Origin of the sequence: Ramlibacter sp. (genome assembly GCF_050250995.1) — a bacterium.
GTDB lineage: Bacteria > Pseudomonadota > Gammaproteobacteria > Burkholderiales > Burkholderiaceae_C > Ramlibacter.
In genome coordinates this window covers 144,280-161,397 of the sequence record NZ_JBFWNP010000002.1, presented here as the reverse complement: position 1 = coordinate 161,397, position 17,118 = coordinate 144,280, and the positions used below count along the sequence as shown (strand labels likewise).

Annotated in this window: 18 protein-coding genes; 9 read left to right on the top strand and 9 right to left on the bottom strand. The window is 69.1% G+C overall.

Annotation, left to right across the window (positions count from 1 at the left end; all coding sequences use genetic code 11):
- Position 1 precedes the first annotated feature (1 nt).
- From AB7E83_RS02625 to pdxH, 3 genes are read right to left on the bottom strand one after another with little or no spacing between them, the layout of a single operon-like run.
- On the bottom strand, positions 2–388 hold the full coding sequence (locus AB7E83_RS02625) for a type II toxin-antitoxin system death-on-curing family toxin (protein WP_428565122.1): 387 nt from the start codon (positions 386–388) through the stop codon (positions 2–4).
- Positions 385–609 carry an AbrB/MazE/SpoVT family DNA-binding domain-containing protein gene (locus AB7E83_RS02620; protein WP_428565120.1) on the bottom strand — a complete coding sequence of 75 codons (225 nt, stop codon included), beginning with the start codon at positions 607–609 and terminating at the stop codon, positions 385–387. Before AB7E83_RS02620 ends, AB7E83_RS02625 begins: the two co-directional genes overlap by 4 nt.
- A 56-nt stretch (positions 610–665) precedes the next feature.
- Complete coding sequence (gene pdxH, locus AB7E83_RS02615; RefSeq protein WP_428565118.1) at positions 666–1,313, bottom strand: pyridoxamine 5'-phosphate oxidase; 648 nt, start codon at positions 1,311–1,313, stop codon at positions 666–668.
- A gap of 26 nt (positions 1,314–1,339) precedes the next feature.
- Between pdxH and AB7E83_RS02610 the strand changes: the two genes are divergently transcribed.
- The gene (locus AB7E83_RS02610; protein ID WP_428565116.1) at positions 1,340–1,897 is read left to right on the top strand and encodes a nucleotidyltransferase family protein; all 558 of its coding nucleotides are present in this window, start codon (positions 1,340–1,342) and stop codon (positions 1,895–1,897) included.
- On the opposite strand, the gene AB7E83_RS02605 is transcribed toward AB7E83_RS02610, so the two are convergent.
- Positions 1,878–2,468 (bottom strand): gamma-glutamylcyclotransferase, encoded by a 591-nt coding sequence (locus AB7E83_RS02605; protein ID WP_428565114.1) that lies wholly within the window; start codon positions 2,466–2,468, stop codon positions 1,878–1,880. The genes AB7E83_RS02610 and AB7E83_RS02605 overlap by 20 nt on opposite strands.
- A 98-nt stretch (positions 2,469–2,566) precedes the next feature.
- Here AB7E83_RS02605 and edd point away from each other — a divergent pair, with 98 nt between their 5' ends.
- Both edd and AB7E83_RS02595 read left to right on the top strand, forming a co-directional pair.
- Positions 2,567–4,390 (top strand): phosphogluconate dehydratase, encoded by a 1,824-nt coding sequence (edd, locus tag AB7E83_RS02600; RefSeq protein ID WP_428565112.1) that lies wholly within the window; start codon positions 2,567–2,569, stop codon positions 4,388–4,390.
- Entirely contained in the window at positions 4,381–5,019 is a 639-nt protein-coding gene (locus AB7E83_RS02595) for a bifunctional 4-hydroxy-2-oxoglutarate aldolase/2-dehydro-3-deoxy-phosphogluconate aldolase (RefSeq protein WP_428565110.1), read from the top strand. The genes edd and AB7E83_RS02595 overlap by 10 nt, the downstream gene beginning before the upstream one ends.
- 29 nt (positions 5,020–5,048) lie before the next feature.
- On the opposite strand, the gene gloA is transcribed toward AB7E83_RS02595, so the two are convergent.
- Together gloA and AB7E83_RS02585 are read right to left on the bottom strand one after the other, a co-directional pair.
- On the bottom strand, positions 5,049–5,444 hold the full coding sequence (gene gloA, locus AB7E83_RS02590) for a lactoylglutathione lyase (protein WP_428565108.1): 396 nt from the start codon (positions 5,442–5,444) through the stop codon (positions 5,049–5,051).
- Positions 5,445–5,451: 7 nt separating this feature from the next.
- The gene (locus AB7E83_RS02585) at positions 5,452–5,985 is read right to left on the bottom strand and encodes a PaaI family thioesterase (RefSeq protein WP_428565106.1); all 534 of its coding nucleotides are present in this window, start codon (positions 5,983–5,985) and stop codon (positions 5,452–5,454) included.
- 165 nt (positions 5,986–6,150) lie between these two features.
- Between AB7E83_RS02585 and AB7E83_RS02580 the strand changes: the two genes are divergently transcribed.
- A complete protein-coding gene (locus AB7E83_RS02580) occupies positions 6,151–6,378 on the top strand; it encodes a ribbon-helix-helix protein, CopG family (protein ID WP_428565104.1) in 228 nt (75 codons plus the stop codon).
- An 89-nt stretch (positions 6,379–6,467) separates the two neighbouring features.
- Positions 6,468–6,665 carry a ribbon-helix-helix protein, CopG family gene (locus tag AB7E83_RS02575; RefSeq protein WP_428565102.1) on the top strand — a complete coding sequence of 66 codons (198 nt, stop codon included), beginning with the start codon at positions 6,468–6,470 and terminating at the stop codon, positions 6,663–6,665.
- A gap of 99 nt (positions 6,666–6,764) precedes the next feature.
- Here the strand turns inward: AB7E83_RS02575 and AB7E83_RS02570 are convergent, their stop codons facing one another.
- A complete protein-coding gene (locus AB7E83_RS02570; protein ID WP_428565100.1) occupies positions 6,765–8,510 on the bottom strand; it encodes a DEAD/DEAH box helicase in 1,746 nt (581 codons plus the stop codon).
- Between the two features lie 271 nt (positions 8,511–8,781).
- On the opposite strand from AB7E83_RS02570, the gene AB7E83_RS02565 reads away from it, so the two are divergent.
- Together AB7E83_RS02565 and AB7E83_RS02560 are read left to right on the top strand one after the other, a co-directional pair.
- Entirely contained in the window at positions 8,782–11,013 is a 2,232-nt protein-coding gene (locus AB7E83_RS02565) for a DUF1631 family protein (RefSeq protein ID WP_428565098.1), read from the top strand.
- Positions 11,014–11,047: 34 nt separating this feature from the next.
- Entirely contained in the window at positions 11,048–12,016 is a 969-nt protein-coding gene (locus tag AB7E83_RS02560; protein WP_428565096.1) for a LysR substrate-binding domain-containing protein, read from the top strand.
- Between the two features lie 9 nt (positions 12,017–12,025).
- Here AB7E83_RS02560 and AB7E83_RS02555 read toward each other — a convergent pair whose 3' ends face one another.
- Both AB7E83_RS02555 and AB7E83_RS02550 read right to left on the bottom strand, forming a co-directional pair.
- Positions 12,026–14,170, bottom strand: a complete 2,145-nt coding sequence (locus AB7E83_RS02555) for an acetate--CoA ligase family protein (RefSeq protein WP_428565094.1) — start codon at positions 14,168–14,170, stop codon at positions 12,026–12,028.
- Positions 14,171–14,175: 5 nt separating this feature from the next.
- On the bottom strand, positions 14,176–15,000 hold the full coding sequence (locus AB7E83_RS02550; RefSeq protein WP_428565092.1) for an enoyl-CoA hydratase-related protein: 825 nt from the start codon (positions 14,998–15,000) through the stop codon (positions 14,176–14,178).
- An 84-nt stretch (positions 15,001–15,084) separates the two neighbouring features.
- On the opposite strand from AB7E83_RS02550, the gene AB7E83_RS02545 reads away from it, so the two are divergent.
- Both AB7E83_RS02545 and AB7E83_RS02540 read left to right on the top strand, forming a co-directional pair.
- Positions 15,085–15,900: an alpha/beta fold hydrolase gene (locus AB7E83_RS02545; RefSeq protein ID WP_428565090.1), complete on the top strand. Its 816-nt coding sequence runs from the start codon at positions 15,085–15,087 to the stop codon at positions 15,898–15,900.
- A 33-nt stretch (positions 15,901–15,933) separates the two neighbouring features.
- Entirely contained in the window at positions 15,934–17,115 is a 1,182-nt protein-coding gene (locus AB7E83_RS02540) for an LLM class flavin-dependent oxidoreductase (protein WP_428565088.1), read from the top strand.
- Positions 17,116–17,118: the final 3 nt, after the last annotated feature.

Here is a 17,118-nt window from a genome sequence, read left to right as displayed (position 1 = left end):
CTCAGCGCTTCGCGAGGTGGTCGCGGATCCAGGCGGCGAGTTCGTCTTCGGTGATTTCGCCCGCGGCCACTTGCAATATCGTGAGTACGCACTGGGCGTCGTCGATTTCCAGGTCGTAGCCGTTCAGCGTGAGAAACAATTCGATCGCGACGAACGCTGTGCGCTTGTTGCCGTCGATGAAGGGGTGATTGCGGGAGATTCCATAGCCATACGCGGCCGCAAGGGCCGCTGCGTCCGGATGGCCGTACGCGGCGACGTTCTCCGGGCGCGCCAGCGCCGATGCGAGCAGACCCGGATCGCGAACGCCCATGCCGCCTCCGTGTTCCGCGAGTTGCGCTTCGTGAATGGCCTCTACGACTTCAGGCAGCAACCAGGTCCAGCGCGTCACTTGGCGAGTTCACGGAGAACTGCACGGCGTTTCTTCATGACGGCCTTGGCCGCGCGCATCTGCTCCTCGAACTCGGGGTTCGTCTTGGTGATGCGGACGCCATCGGGCGACTCGGTGACATACAGCTCGTCGCCTTTTTGAAGGTCGAGGCGCGCAAGCAACTCCTTCGGGAAAACAGCCCCGACCGAATTGCCAACCTGCGTGAGTTTGAGGGTGTACATCTGCGCGCGTTATTACTGATGTAAATACTAACGCGAGACTCTCCCACCGTCAAGCGTCAAGGCGCCAGGCGCTGGCGCTCCCATGCATCGCCGCTGGCCGAATACATCAGCCGGTCATGCAGCCGGCTCCTGCGGCCCTGCCAGAACTCCCACCGGTCCGGCACGAGCCTGTAGCCGCCCCAGTGCGGCGGGCGCGGCGGATTGAGCGGGAACTGCGCGCTGTACTTGGCGGCACTCGCGACCAGCACGGCACGGCCGGCGATCGGCTGGCTCTGCGGGCTCGCCCAGGCGCCGATGCGCGAAAGCAGCGGGCGCGTGGCGTAGTAGGCGTCGCTGTCCTCCGCGCTCGTCTTCTCCACGCGGCCTTCGATGCGCACCACGCGCTCCAGCTCGACCCAATGAAACTGCAGCGCGGCATACGGGTTGCCCGCGAGCTGCTGGCCCTTGCGGCTTTCGTAATTGGTGTACCAGCGCAGGCCGTGCTCGTCGTAGCCCTTGAGCAGGACCACGCGCGTGCTCGGGCGCAGGTCGCTGCCGACCGTGGCGAGCGTCATCGCGCTCGGCTCCGGGATCTCGCCCGATATGGCTTCGGTCAGCCAGCGGTCGAACTGTTTCAGCGGGTCGGCGTCGGATGCCGACTCGTCGAGCTCTGCGCGCTCGTAGCTCTTGCGAAGGTCGGCGATTCGGGAGGCAGTGGTGCTCATGCCGAATTCTCTCTTACATTTTCCGCATGCCAATACCGGACTCGCCCATGGTCGTCGTGCTCGCCTCGGGACGTGGCGAGCGATTCATCGCCTCGGGCGGCCAGGGCTCGAAGCTGCAGGCCGAGATCGGCGGCCGCACGGTGCTGGACCGCACGCTCGACGCGGTGCGCCGCAGCGGCCTGCCATGGCACGTGGAGGACGCGGGTCATCCGGGCATGGGGGACTCCATCGCGGCGGGCGTCGAAGCGACGAGGGACGCGGCCGGGTGGTTGATCCTGCCCGGCGACCTGCCGCTCGTGCATCCGCAGTCCTTGCGCATCGTGGCCGAGGCGCTGAAGGCGAGCGCCGTCGTGTTGCCGACGCATCGTGGCGTGCGGGGCCACCCGGTGGGCTTCGCAAGGGAATGCGGCGAGGCATTGCGCGCGTTGAACGGTCCACTCGGCGCCGCACCGGTCGTCAAGGCGTGGGCGGCCCGCGGCGCCACGACGACGATCGAAATCGACGACCCCGGCATCGTCACGGACATCGACACGCTCGCCGACCTGCAGGCCGTGCGAACGAAGCTCAGCGCCGGATCATCCTGAGCAGCCGCTCCAGATGCCGGTCGCGGATGTCGTGGCGCTTCAGCTCCTCCAGCGTGCGGTCGGCGTAGTCGAGCGTCGTGCCGTAGATGCCCGTCGCGTCACGGAAGATCGCGCGGTATTGCGCCTCGGTCAGCACGCCCGTGTGGCTCGGGCTGCGCCGGGACAGGGTGAAGGCGAGCGCCGTCACCGGCCCCTGGGCCGTGTGGCAGGCCAGCCATTTGGGGTCGTACACCGCCAGCTTCATCTCGCGCGCCCAGAGCCGCACGAGCGTCTCGCGGCCCTGTTCCCGCGGAATGCGGAACACCATGCCCCGGCAGCTGCCGCCGGACAGCATGCCGAAGACGAGCCCCGGCCGCTCGGGCGTGCCGCGGTTGATGCGGCTCCACATCTTCAGCGCCCGGTGCCAGCCATGCACAAGGGCGGGGCGCCGCTCCGCGTACTCGAACTCCGGCTTCCAGATCAGCGAGCCATAGCCGAACACCCACAGGTCGTCGTGTCCGCCCCATGCACGGATGACCTGGTCGAGCATGGCCTGCGCATCGCGGGGCGGACTCGGCGCGTGGGAATGCATGGATCGCAACTCTACCGGTAACCGGCGCGTCACACCGCCGCGGCCGGATTGGCATTAGCATGGAATCGAATGAAGCCCACATGCCTGTGCAGCGACGCATGAAAACGCATCCCCGACTCGAAGCCGTCACGGCGCGCATCCGCGAGCGCAGCGCGCCGGAACGCGAGGCCTACCTCCGCCGCGTCGACGCCGCCGCCGCGCAGGAACGCGGCGCCGACCGCATGGGATGCGCCAACGTGGCGCACGCCTTCGCCGGCATTCCCGCGAACGACAGGCTGCGCGTGGTGGCCGAGCGCGCGCCCAACATCGCCATCGTCTCCGCGTACAACGACATGCTGTCGGCGCACGCGCCCTTCGCGGGCTACCCGGCCGTCATCAAGGACGAGGCGCGCAAGCACGGCGCGACGGCGCAGGTGGCGGGCGGCGTGCCGGCGATGTGCGACGGCGTGACGCAGGGCACGGCCGGGATGGAGCTCAGCCTGTTCTCCCGCGACGTCATCGCGATGGGCACGGCGGTCGCGCTCAGCCACGACATGTTCGACGCGGCGCTCATGCTCGGCATCTGCGACAAGATCGTGCCCGGCCTCCTCATCGGCGCGCTGCACTTCGGCCATCTGCCGACGGTCTTCGTGCCGGGCGGCCCCATGCCGAGCGGCCTTTCCAACGGTGAAAAGGCGAAGGTGCGCGAGCTGGCGGCGCAGGGGCTCGTCGGCCGCGCCGAACTCCTCGAGGCCGAGACGCGCGCCTATCACACGCAAGGCACCTGCACCTTCTACGGCACGGCCAACAGCAACCAGATGCTGATGGAGGCGATGGGGCTGCACGTGCCCGGCTCGGCCTTCGTCCAGCCGCAGGACGGGCTGCGGGAAGAACTCACGCGGGAAGCGGTGCGAACGGCGCTTGGCAACCTGAAGGCGAGGCGGTTCGCGCCCATCGGCCGCCTCGTCGACGAGCGCTGCATCGTCAACGCGATGGTGGCGCTGCTCGCGACCGGCGGCTCGACGAACCACCTGATCCACTGGGTGGCCGTCGCGCGCGCGGCGGGCCTCACGATCGACTGGAACGATTTCTCCGAGCTCTCCGCCGTGGTGCCGCTGCTGTCGCGCGTGTACCCGAACGGGCAGGCCGACGTGAACCAGTTCCAGGATGCGGGCGGGCCGGGCTACGTGATCCGCGAACTGCTCGATTCGGGGTTGATGCATGCCGACGTGCTGACGGTGCGCGAGGGCGGGCTGCGCGAGTACACGCGCATGCCGGCTGCGTCGCTGTCGGAAGGAGGACTGCGCTGGAACGACATCGGCGCCTCGCGCGACGAATCCGTGGTGCGCCCCGCGTCGCATCCCTTCTCGCCCACGGGCGGCCTCAGGCTCCTCACGGGCAACCTGGGGCGCAGCGTCATCAAAGTCTCCGCCGTGCCCGAGGACCGGCATGTGATCGAGGCGCCCGCGCGCGTCTTCGACAGCCAGGAGGATTTGCAGCTCGCGTTCAAGGCCGGCGAGCTCGATCGCGACGTCGTGTGCGTCGTGCGCTGGCAAGGTCCGCAGGCCAACGGCATGCCGGAGCTGCACAAGCTCACGCCGCCGCTCGCGGTGCTGCAGGGCAAGGGATTCAACGTCGCGCTCGTCACCGACGGGCGCATGAGCGGCGCGTCGGGCAAGGTGCCCGCGGCGATCCATGTGTCGCCCGAAGCGGCCGCGGGCGGTCCGCTCGCGAAGCTGCGCGACGGCGACCTCGTGCGGGTCGACGCGGTGGCGGGCACGCTGCAGGCGATCGTGCCGGATGCCGAATGGGCCGCGCGCGAAGCGGCCGTGCTGTCCGAGGAGCGCAGGGAGGCGAACCGCCACGGCATGGGCCGCGCGCTTTTCGCCGGCATGCGCCGCAACGCGCTCGCGGCGGAAGAGGGGGCCTGCACATGGCTGTGACCCTGACCGCGCTGGACGTGATGCGCGATGCGGCGGTGATTCCCGTCATCGTTCTCGACGATGTCGCGCACGCCGTGCCGCTCGCGCGCGCGCTGGTGGCCGGCGGCATCCGCATGCTCGAAGTCACGCTGCGAACACCCGTTGCGCTGCGATGCATCGAAGCCATCGCGCGCGAGGTGCCGGACGCCGTGGTCGGCGCGGGCACGGTGCGCAGCGCCGAAGATGCGAAGGCGTCGCTGCGTGCCGGCGCGCGCTTCGCCGTGAGCCCTGGCTACACGGCGCGCATCGGCCAGGCGTGCCGGGACATCGGCCTGCCGCTGCTGCCCGGCGTGGCGACCGGCAGCGAGATCCTCGCGGCGCAGGAGGATGGCTACACCGAGCTCAAGTTCTTCCCCGCGCAGCAGTCGGGCGGCGTCGCGATGCTCAAGGCCTGGCAGGGGCCGTTCGGCGACGTTCGCTTCTGTCCCACCGGGGGCGTGAATGCATCGAACGCGCCGGACTATCTTGCTTTGGCCAACGTGGCGTGCGTGGGCGGCTCCTGGCTGACCCCACCGGAGGCGGTGGCGTCGGGGAACTGGGAGGGCATCACCGGGTTGGCTGCGCACGCGAAAGGGCTGGCGCGCCGCTGAGGGCGTCCCCCGCGGCAGACGGGCCCTGCCTACGCGGCCTCGTTCGTGCGCTGGATGAGTTCGATCTTGTACCCATCCGGATCGGTCACGAAGGCAATGACCGTCGAGCCGCCCTTCACGGGCCCCGGCTCGCGCGTGATGTTGCCGCCGCTCGCGCGGATCTTTTCGCAGGCCGCGTACACGTCGGGTACGCCGATGGCCATGTGGCCGAAGGCGGTGCCGAGTTCGTAGCTGTCCACGCCGTGGTTGTACGTGAGCTCGAGCTCCGCATGCTCGGGGTTCGTGCCGTAGCCGACGAAGGCGAGGGAGTATTTCTGCTCCGGCCGTTCGGTCGTGCGCAGCAGGTTCATGCCGAGCACGTTCGTGTAGAAGTCGATGGCGCGCTGCAGGTCGCCCACGCGCAGCATGGTGTGAAGGATTCGCATCGCGGGATTATCGTTCTCGCATCTCGAAGACGAGGCAGGTCGTGGTCGCATGCGCGTACAGCGTGCCGTCGGGGCCGACCAGCTTCGCCTCGGCGGTGGCGAGCTGCCGGCCGCAGTGGAGGATGCGGCCGATCGCTCGCACGCGCTGCACCTTCGGCCCGATGGCCTTGACGAGGTTCACCCCGAGCTCGGCCGTGGTGTAGCCGCGCCCCGGCGGCATCATCGTATGCACCGACACGCCGAGCGCGGAGTCGAGCACCGTGGCGTACCAGCCGCCGTGGATGCCTCCCATCGGGTTGAGGTGCGCCGGGCCGGGCGCGCCCTGGAACACGGCGCGTCCTTCGCCCACCTCCATCAGCAGGAAGTCCAGCGTTTCCGCGATCGGTGCGCTCGGCAGTTCGCCGCGCAGCATGGCCTGCACTGTCTCCAGGCCCGACATTCCGGCGACCTGCTCCGGCCGCGCCACGCCCGCCCCGGGGCCCGCCGCGAGCACGGTGCGCATTTCGCGTTCCTGCGCGAGCCAGGTTTCGAGTTCGCTCATCCTTTGCTCCTTCTGAAGTGCGCCGCATCGTAGCCGCACCTTCAGGTCAACGGCAGGAATGGCTGACGCCGCAGGGCTGCGGCCTACAAACGGCTGAGTTCGGGGACGAGTCGCAGCGCGCCGAATTCCGATCCCGAGGGGGCTCGTATCACTACCATTCGACGCATGCTGAACATGCACACTATTATCATGTTCACAACAAAGCAGGGACCTATGGAAGAGAAACCCGCACGCCTGACGATCCTCATCGACGCCGAGAAAAAGAAGGCATTCGACGATCTCTGCGCGTCGCAGGACATCACCACCTCGCAGGTTGTCCGGCAGTTGATCCGCGATTACCTGATGAAGCACGGGATCGTGATGCCGACGCCGGAGATCGCGAAACCCCAGTGAGATCGGGGCAGGTTGTAACGCAGGGGCCGGAGGGTCCCTGCGAAATTACAATCCGGTTATCATCGGCCCGATCCGAATACACCCATCGCATGGAGCTCAAGACCGCTCGCCTCACCGTTCTGATCGATCCTTCCAAGAAAGAAGCATTCGAGGAACTCTGCCGCTCCCAGGACATGACGCCGTCGCAAGTCGTTCGGCGACTCATCCGCGACTACATGAGCGAGCAGATGGCTGCGGCGGCGCCGCGCAAGCGGGCGGCGGCTCCGGCGCGCAAGCGCAGTCGCTGACGCCCTTCGGATGAGTTGAGGGGGCCCGAACAGGCCGCAGCGTTTCACGCACAAAAAAAGCCGGCAAGCCGGCTTTTTTTGTTGAGAGCAGAAGAGGCCTCAGCGACGCCCGCGCCCGCCGCCGAAACGGTTGCCGCGGCCGCGCGACATCAGGTCGACGCTCGTGCGCAAGGGATCGGGCTGGCCGTCCGTCGAGCGCTGGATCGGCTCGCGGACCACGAAGGGGCTGCGGCTCTCGTGCGCGCCGTCGCGCGGCTGGTCCTCGCCGGCCGGGGTGTGGGGCCGACGATTGCCATTGCCGCCGCTCCCATTTCCGCCCGCATTCCCGCCGAAGCCGCCCTGGCGCGGCTGGGCTGGCCTGCCGTGACGCGGCTGGCCGTTGCCTCCGTTCGCCGGCTGCGAGCGGCCGCCGCGGGCGCCGTTGCCCCCAGCGCCCCCGTTGCCTGCGCCACTACCGCCATTCGCGCCCTGCGTGCGCGCGCCGCCGCCGCCGCCACCGCTGCGCGGTTGCGACGAACGCTCGCCGCTCGCCTTGCGCTCGCCGCGTCCCGGCTGCTCGGCCTTGTTCTCGCGGATGCGCTGCATCATTTCCTGGCGCGCGGCCTTGGCCGCGGCATTCATGACTTCGCGCGAGGGCATCTTGCCCGCGCCGCCCCACAGCACCTGGCGGCCCATGGCGATGGGCTCGCCCTTCTCGCCGGGCTCGGGGCCGAAGCCCTCGACCACCTGCGTGGGGATGTCCTGCTTGGTGAAGCGGGCGATCTCCTGCATGAAGCCTTCTTCGTCGAGGCAGACGAAGCTCACGGCCTGGCCTTCCTTGCCCGCCCGGCCGGTGCGGCCGATGCGGTGGACGTAGTCCTCGGGAACGTTGGGGATCTCGTAGTTCACCACGTGCGGCAGGTCATCGATGTCGATGCCGCGCGCCGCGATGTCGGTGGCCACGAGCGCGCGGATCTCGCCGCTCTTGAAGCCGGCGAGCGCCTGCGTGCGCGCGGTCTGGCTCTTGTTGCCGTGCAGCGCCATCGCCTTGATGCCGTTCTTGCACAGGTATTCGGCCACGCTGTTGGCGCCGAACTTCGTGCGCGTGAACACCAGCACCTGGCTCCACTCGTGCTCGTTGATCACGTGTGCGAGCAGGGCCTTCTTCTTGCCGCGGCCCACGGGGTGCACGACCTGCGTGATGCGCTGCACCGTGGTGTTGCGCGGCGTGACCTGGATCTGCTGCGGCTCCTTCAGGAGGCGGTTCGCGAGTTCGCGGATCTCGTCGCTGAAGGTGGCGGAGAACAGCAGGCTCTGCTTTTCCTTCGGCACCAGCGCGAGGATCTTCTTCACGTCGGGCAGGAAGCCCATGTCGAGCATGCGGTCGGCCTCGTCGAGCACGAGGATCTCGACCGTGGACAGGTCGAGGTTGCCCTGCTGCTGCAGGTCGAGCAGGCGGCCCGGCGTGGCCACGAGGATGTCGACGCCGCGCTTGATGCGGTCGATCTGCGGATTCATGCCGACGCCGCCGAAAATCACGGTGGACGAGAGCTGGAGGTACTTGCCGTAGGTGCGGATCGACTCCTCGACCTGCGCGGCGAGTTCCCGCGTGGGCGTTAGCACGAGGGCGGCGATGCCGTCCTTGCCGAACTTGTTGGTCTTGCCGACGCCCTTGGAGAGCTTGTGCAGCATGGGCAGCGTGAACGCCGCCGTCTTGCCGGTGCCGGTCTGCGCGCCGGCGAGGAGGTCGCGGCCCTCGAGTACCGCGGGGATGGCCTGGGCCTGGATGGGGGTGGGGGTGTCGTAGCCTTGTTCGTGCACGGCCTTGAGGATGGCGGGTGCAAGCTGGAGTTCATCGAAAGTCATGGAGCAGGAAAGCGCCTCCCGGGCGCGGGGGCATCGGCCGTTCCGGTTATTCACCGGATCCAGTCGGCAGCAGATGAGGTTTCTGGTGGTCGGGAGCCCGGCGGGCGACGGTGGTTGCGTCTGTGTGCCCTGCCATGTCCCCAGCGGATTCGCTGAGCTCGCGAAGCAACTGGAGGCCCGCGAGTGAGCGGATTGTCGCATAACGCGGACGGTCGCGCTGCACGCGGGCGCGATGCATACAATGAAAGTCCGTGCCCTTACGGAAAGCCCCATGGCTACGAAGCTGTTGAAACGAATGGGGGTCGCCGACGATCCCAGCGCGTTGCAGCCGACGCTGAACGACTGCCTCGACGCCATGCTGCAGCACGCCGACCTGCTGATGGGCGAGGTGCTCGCCGGCCTGATGCAGGCGAGTTCCCCCAATCATCCGCGCCGCCTGTTGCACCTGCAGCAGCCCGGCACCAAGGCCGGCATCGCGCAGCTGAATGCGCATGCGAAGGCGGTCACGGAAACGTTCAAGGCCGAGCTCAAGCGGCTCGTGTACGAAGGCGGCGGCAAGGACCAGGTGGCCACCGAACTGCTGCGCTTCGAGGACCTGAAGCTGTTCGAGGACGACCAGCTCGACGCAAGCATCGAAGTGGCGCGCGCGCAGCAGGAGGTCAACAACGCGGTCGACGACGTCCTGCCCGCGGCCGACGCGCGCATCAGCACCTTGCTCGGATGGCGCACCATCCAGCCCGGCCTGAACCCCGTGCGGCCCGAGGTGTTCGTGCGAGCGCTCCAGCACGCGCTCGCGTCCCACCTGCCCGAGATCACGGTGCGCGAAGCGCTCATCGCGCCCGCCGCCGGCCTGCTGGGCATCAACCTGCGCAGGCTCTACCGCGACCTTTCGGACTGGCTCGCGTCCACCGGCGTCGAGCCCGCCGTGCCTATCGGCGGGCGCATCGACAAGGCCAGCGGCGCCACCGGCGTGCCTGTCGCCGATTCGGTGGCCAAGACCCTCCTGACCCTCGACAAGCTTCGCAAGCTGCTCGCGGGCGATTTCGATGCGCCGCAGCCGCGCCCGGATTTCCTGCATACGGTGCCCGCGTCGATGTCGATGCTGCAGCAGCTCAAGGGCGGGCCGGATGCGCTCATCAAGCGACTCGAGCAGCGGCCCCGCGCCGCGCCCGCGCCGCAACCGATCGACATGCTCGCTGCGCCACCCGAGCTGCCGCCGGGCGCCGCGCAGAAGATCGGCCAGCAGCTCGGCGACGAAGTGGTGCGGCTCATGTTCGACACGCTCGCGCAGGACCCGCGCCTGCTGCCCGCGTTCAAGCGGCAGCTGAAGGCGATGGAGAAGGCGGTGCATGACCTCGCCGAGCAGGACTCGCGCTTCTTCTCCGACCGCACGCATCCCGCGCGCCAGTTGCTCGACCGGATCACGCAGCGCAGCCTGGCTTTCGCCTCGGAGCAGGACGAGGGCTGGGCGCGCTTCATGTCCACGGTGGAAGCCGCGACGCGCTGGGTGGCCGACAGCAAGGTGGTGGACGCCGACACGTTCGGCGAACTGCTCGACGGGCTGCAGCAACAGTGGACCGAGCACGACAAGGCGCTGAAGGCCAGGCGCGCCGAAGCGGCGAAGGCGCTGCTGCACGCGGAGCAGCGCAACCTGCTCGCCCAGAAGCTCGCGGGCGAATTCATGCAGGGAATCGAGGGCCTCGAGGTCGCGGACTTCATCGTCGACTTCCTGCGCAACTCCTGGTCTCAGGTGGTGGCGGAAGCGCAGCTCAGCTGCGCGGACGGCGAGTCCGACCCCTATGGCTATCGCGCACTGGTCGACGACCTCGTGTGGAGCGTGCAGAAGAGCACCGCGCAGCGCGGCCGCGCCCGGCGGCTCGTGGGCATGATCCCGAACCTGCTCGCCAAGCTGCGCGAAGGGCTGGGCCGCATCGGCTATCCGCCCGAGCTCACGCAGCGGTTCTTCGACAACCTGATCACGATCCACCGCGATGCGGTGCAGGAGGGCCGCGACCCCGACGCGCAGGCCGCGGCCGAAACGATCTGGGCACAGCCGGCGGCGGCGAGCCCGGCGCCCGAGGAGGCGCAGGAAAGCTCGTTCTGGCTCGACCGCAACGAGGTCCGGGAGTCGGGCTTCGTCGACGAGGAGGCCGCGTATGCGGCGGAGGCGGTGGCGAGCCCCGAGGCGCCCTTGCAGGAGCAGCACCTGGAGTCCGCGACGCCCGCGCCCTTGCGCGTGGAGGAACTGCGCCTGGGCAGCTGGGTCGAGCTGTGCATTCGCGGCGAATGGCTCCGTGCGCAGCTCACGTGGTGCAGCCCGCACGGCACGCTTTTCATGTTCACCGCGCAGGCGGGGACGGCGCACTCGATGTCGCGTCGCACGCTCGACAAGCTGCGCGCGCACGGGCTGGTGAAGGTGGTCGCCGACCGCAACGTCGTGGACGAGGCGCTGGACCAGGTGGCGAAGACGGCCTTGAGGAACAGCTTGAGCTCGAAGGACTGAGGGATCCGATGCCACCGAAGAAGCGCGCGGGCGCATGACCGATCCCGCCGACGCCCTGTTGTCCGAAGCGCACCGGCTGCGCCACTTCGTCGTGCTGGTGGAGGAGCGCCACTACGGTCGCGCGGCGGAACGCCTCGGCATGGACCAGCCCGCGCTGAGCCGCTCGATCGTGCGGCTCGAGCAGGCGCTGGGCGCGCAATTGCTCGTGCGCTCGGCCCGCTCCATCGCCCTGACGCCGGCCGGCGAGATCTTCGAGAAGGAGGCGCGCACCCTGATCGCGCAGGCGCAGCTGTCGGGCAGCGTCGTGCGGCGGGTGCAGAACGGCGAGGTCGGCAATCTCCGCATCGGCTTCACGCCGGTGGCGATGTTCTGGGCGCTGCCCGAGGCCGTGCGCAAGCTGCGCGTGCAGTACCCCGACATTCGCATCCTGATGCAGGAGGCGCAGAGTTACGAGCACGTCGAGCGGCTGCGCGAAGGCACCCTCGACGTCGCCTTCGTCAACGGCGACGTGCTGAAGGCCGGCGAGTTCCGGACGCTCGTGCTGGAGCGCGCGCGCGTGCTGGCCGCCGTGCCCGCGAGCTGGCCCGCGGCGCGGGCGAAGCGCCTGCGGCTGATCGACCTCGCGCCCTTGCCGTTCATCATCGTGCCCAACGACACGAGCCCCACCACGCATCAGGCCACGCTCTCGGCCTGCCGCGCGGCCGGCTTCGTGCCCACCATCGTGCCCGGCGACAACACGGAGGTGCTGAGCCGCCTCGGCATGGTCGCGAGCGGCTTCGGCGTGATGCTCACGTCGGAGTACACGCGCGCCCTGCCGGTGGAGGGCGTCGCCTACGTGCCGGTGGTGGACCTGCCGGAGTACCTGCACTGGCAACTGGTGATGGCGTGGGACCCGCGCGCGCAGACTTCGGCCGTGCGCGCGCTGGCGGATATCTGCGCGGGAATTCCGAAGACGGTGGTGAAGCGCGCGGCCTGGCGCGGGCGGGCGCCGGGCGCGGGTTGAGCGGCCTGCTCAGTCCTTCAGGAAGAAGACCGTATCCACCGCCGTCGGCGCCTGGTCGCCCTCGCGCACGATGATCGGATTGACGTCGATGGCATCGATGTCGTCGGCGAGCTCGCGCACCAGGCGGGCGAAGCGCAGGACCGTGGGTGCGAGGACCGTCGCATCCACCTCGGTTCGTCCGCCCGAGCCGTCGAGCAGCGAGCGATGCGCGAGGCGCGCGAGCATGTCGTGGACGTCCAGACCGGTCGCGTCGTCGTCGACGAGGCGAATCTGCACGTCGTCCCACGCCTCGGCCTGCACGCCGCCGATGCCGAGCGTGACGACCATGCCGAAGGTCGCGTCGCGCTTGGCGCCCAGCAGCAGCTCGACGCCGGCGGGAACCTGCTCCTGCAGCACGACGTCGGCGTCGGGCAATTCCAGTCGCCTCGCGAGTTCGAAGAGATCGGCGACCGCCTGCGCGACCGATTCGCTCGTCGCAAGGCCGAGTCGCACGCCGCCGACGCGGGCCTTGTGGACGAGCGCGTCGGAGCGCAGCTTGGCCACGACCGGCAAGCGCAGATTCGCGAGCGCCGTGCGGACCGCTTCGGGCGAGTCGACGACCGACTCGTTCACGACATCGATTCCGTAGGCCGAGAGCATCCGCTTGCCGCCGACTTCGTCGATCACCTTGCGGCCGGCGGACTTCGCATCGGCGAGCACGGCGCGCGCGGCCGCGCGGTCGGGGACGAGGTCGTCGACGGGCGAGGGGCGATGCGCGGAGGGCCGCACGCCGGGCGCGATGGCCTGAACCAGACGCTCGGCGTCGGGGAAGGTCGGGACGTTCCTGCCGTTGAGGTAGAGCGTCGCCTCGTCGCCGCCGCCGAACCACAGCACGAACAGCGGCTTCGCGAGCCGGGGCGCTTCGTCGGCCAGCACCTCGGCGATCTCCATCTGCCGACGCTCGAACGAACCGACCGCCACGATGGTGATGTCGCTGCCCGGATTGCCGTCGAAGAGCCGCAGCATCGTGCGCAGCCGGTCGAGGTGATGGAAGGGTCCGCCGCTCACGTCGAGCGGGTTCTGCGCGCCCAGGAAGGCGGGCAGCAGCGGCTCGATGCCTGCGAGCACCGTCGCGTCGAACTGCGCGAGGCCCATGCCTGCACGCTCGAGCGCATCGGTCAGCATGATGCCGATGCCGCCCGACATCGAGAGGATCGATGCGCGGCGCCCATATGGCTTCGGGTAGGTCGCCAGCACGCGGCCGATGTCGAGCAGGTGCGTGTAGCCGCGCGCGCGCGCCACGCCGAGCTGGTGCAGCACGCCGTCGTAGACGCGGTCCTCGCCCGCGAGGCTGGCGGTGTGCGCCGCCGCGGCTTTCGCCCCCGCGGCCGTCGCGCCGGCCTTCAGCAGCACGATGCGCTTGCCCAGGCGCTGCGCCTTGCGTGCGGCGGCCGCGAAGAGCTCGGGCCGGCGCAGCCCTTCGACGTAGCACAGGACCGTGGTGAAGCGTGGCGAGTCGAGCAGCGCGTCGACCACCATCTCGAGGGTAACGCCGATCTCGTTGCCGGAGTTGTAGAGGCGCCCCACGCCCAGGCCCGAGCGCTGGCCGTCGTAGAACATCGCCGCGCCCACCGCGCCGCTTTGCGACACGATGGCGACGGGTCCGTCGCGCAGGGCGAGCCCCTTCTGGTCCAGCACGGGCGAGAAGGTCGCGGTGAAGCCGCTCTTCACGTCCACGATGCCGTTGGTGTTGGGACCCACGAGGCGGATTCCGCCCTCGCGTGCGATGCGCGCCACGCGCTCCTGCAGCGCCGCGCCTTCCGGGCCGATCTCGGCGAAGCCGGAGTTGCCGAACATCGCGGCCGGAATCTTCAATGCGGCGCACTGCTCGAGCACGCCGACGGAAGCCGCCGCCGAGACGAGCACGATAGCAATGTCCGGCGGCTCGGGCAGGTCGGCCAGCGACTTGAACGCTGCACGTCCCTGCACCTGCTCGCGGTTCGGATTGATCGGATAGATGTGCCCGGCGAAGCCGTAGTTCAGCATGAACTGCAGCAGGCGCCCGCCCGGCAGCTTGATGTCGTCCGAGGCGCCGACCACGGCCACCGAGCGCGGCGCGTACAGGCGCTCCAGCCATTCGCTCGCGTCCGGCGAGCATCCTTCATCGTCGTTCATTCGGTTCACGAGTCCAGTTCCCCCGCCTGGAAGCGGCGGATCGCTTCCTTCAGGCCATGTTCGGCGATGGCCGCGCGCAGCTTCAGCACCGAGGGCGAGCGGTGCAGGATCGCATCGGTCTGCGCGCCCATCGTCGCGCCCTCGCGCAGGCCGGCCAGTTCGGCCATGCGGTTGATGGCCTGCTTGCGCATGCGCGCCACGTCGGCGGGCATGCGCGACATGCGCGTGGCCACCTCGAATGCTTCGTCGTGCAGGCGCTCGGGGGCGACCGCGTAGTTCGCCCAGCCCCAGTCCGAGGCGGTCGCGCCGCTGATGGTGTAGCCGGGGATCAGCGCCATCTGCTTGGTGCGCTTCGGGCCGACGAGGTGCACCCACAGCGGCTCCAGGAAGCCGCCGCCCAGCGGCATCGAGGAATAGCCGATGCGCGCATCGTTCGCGACGATGGTGAGGTCGGCCAGCGTACACAGCAGGGTCGCCGCCGCCAGGCAATGGCCGTGGACGGCCGCGACCACCGGCTTCGGGCTGTTCCACAGGTCGAAGAAGCGCGCGAGGCGTGCCTCGAGGTCGATCGTGTCGCTCACCGGATCGGTGGCTGCAGCGAACCCGTCGCCGCCACGGTCCACGTCGAAGCCCGCGCAGAAAGACTCGCCGCGTCCGGCGAGCACGATGACGCGGGTGGCGTCGTCCTCGCCCAGCACGCGCATCGCGGTGCCGATCTCGTCGAGCATCCGCCGGTTGATGGCGTTGCGCTTGTCGGGCCGGTTGAGCCAGACGACGGCGACGCGGCCGCGATGCTCGACCTGCAGTGTCTGCGGCGTGAATTTCTCCATTTCGGCCAATGTCCCCGAAGTGAGCGATCTTGTAGAAAAAACATCGTAGCATGTATGATGGAACATCCAAGGAGCAGCGGTCCCATGTCCACTCACGTCGCCCACGACCCCGCCCATCGGGCACGGCAGATCCAGGTCTGCGGCATCGACACCGAGGTGTGGGAGGGGGGCACGGGCCGGACCCTGCTTCTTCTGCATCCGGGCGACGGGTTCGATCCGGATGCGGCCTTCGTCGCGCCGCTCGCCGAGCGCTTTCGCGTCGTCGCGCCGTCGTGCCCCGGTTTCGGCCGCTCCGGCGGGCCGGGCGCCATGAAGTCGGTCGACGACCTCTCGTATTTCTACCTCGACCTGATGGAGGCGCTGGACCTGAAGGACGCGATCATCGTCGGACTCTCGTTCGGCGGCTGGCTCGCCGCCGAGATCGCGGTGAAGAACACGTCGCGCATGGCGGCGCTGTGCCTCGCCGGCACGCTCGGCGCGAAGTTCGGCGACCCGATGACGCGCGAGATCGTCGACCTGTTCTCCGTGCCGCTCTACCAGCATCCGCAGTGGCTGCACCACGACGAGAAGCTGCGCCACCCCGACTACGCCGGCCTGTCGGACGAGACGGCGACGATGCTCGCGCGCAATCACGGTTCGTTCGGCCTGTTCGGCTGGTCGCCCACGCTCCACAGCCGGCACCTGCACCAGCGCCTGCACCGCATCAAGGTGCCGACGCTGCTCGTGTGGGGCGCGCAGGACCGCGTGGTACCCGTCGACTACGGCCGCAAGTGGCAGCAGGCCATCCCCGGCGCGGAGATGCTCGTCGTCGAGGACGCGGGCCACTACGTCCACGCCGACCAGCCCGGGCGCTTCGTCGGCGCGCTGGAGCAATTCGTCAACTCGCCCGCGCGCCGCTGAAGGCGCGCAGGCATCACGCCGGAGCAACCGAACATGCAAAGCTGGTATTTCTCGGAACAGTCCTATGCCCCGGCGTGGGACGAGCCGGTGACGCCCAAGGTCACGTCGCCGAGCAGCCTCGTCGACCCCGAGACGGCGCACCGCCTGCTGCGCGAGTACATCGCGGAGTGCAAGCTCGCCGACGAACTGGGCATGAACATCATGACCAACGAGCACCATGCGGCCTACACCTGCATGAGCGTCTCGAGCCTGATGACGCTCGCCGTGCTCGCCACGCACACGAAGCGCGCGCGTCTGCTCGCGCTCGGCGTGCCGATCATGAACCGCATGGACCCGTACCGCGTCGCCGAGGAGGCCGCCTACGTCGACATCCTGTCGCGCGGCCGGCTGGAGCTCGGCCTCATCAAGGGCTCGACCTTCGAGCTCTACATGTCGAACTCGAACCCGGCCACGTCGAACGCGCGCTACTGGGAGGCGCACGACCTGATCGTCGCCGCGCTCGCGAAGAAGGACGGGCCGATCAGCTACGAGAGCGACAACTTCAACTACCGCAACCTCAACGTCATCCCCGGCTGTTATCAGCAACCGATTCCGCCGATCTGGATGACCACGCTGTCGCCGTTCACGGCGAAGGAGGCGGCGCAGCGCGGCTACGTCATCGCCATCACCGCCGTGGCGCGTGCCGCGCGCGCATGCTTTCCGGTGTATCGCGAGGAGTATCAGCGGGTCCACGGCAAGCCCGCGCCGCTCGACCGCCTCTGCTACCTGGGGCAGGTCGTCGTGGCGCGCGACGAGAAGACGGCGCACGAACGCGCCCGCAAGCTCCTGCGCTTCAACGAGGTGTCCGAGCGGATCGATCCGCGCTTCATCAACCCGCCCGGCATGATGCCGCCGGCGGACAACGCGCGGCTGCTGAAGGCCGGCACGACGACGACGCACCGCAACAAGACCCTGCCAGACGGGACGCCGATGTCCGATCCGCCGACGACGCGCGAGCAGATCATCAATCACGTGCTCTTCGCCGGCACGCCCGACCAGGTGTACGCGCAGATCAAGACCTTCTACGACTCGGTCGGCGGCTTCGGCAACCTGCTCGTGCAGCTGGGCGGGCCCATGACGCACGACGAGATCTGCGACAGCCTGAGCCTGTACGCGACCGAGGTCATGCCGCGCCTGCAGGCGCTCACCCAATCCCACGAGGCGGCCGTCGCCTGAATG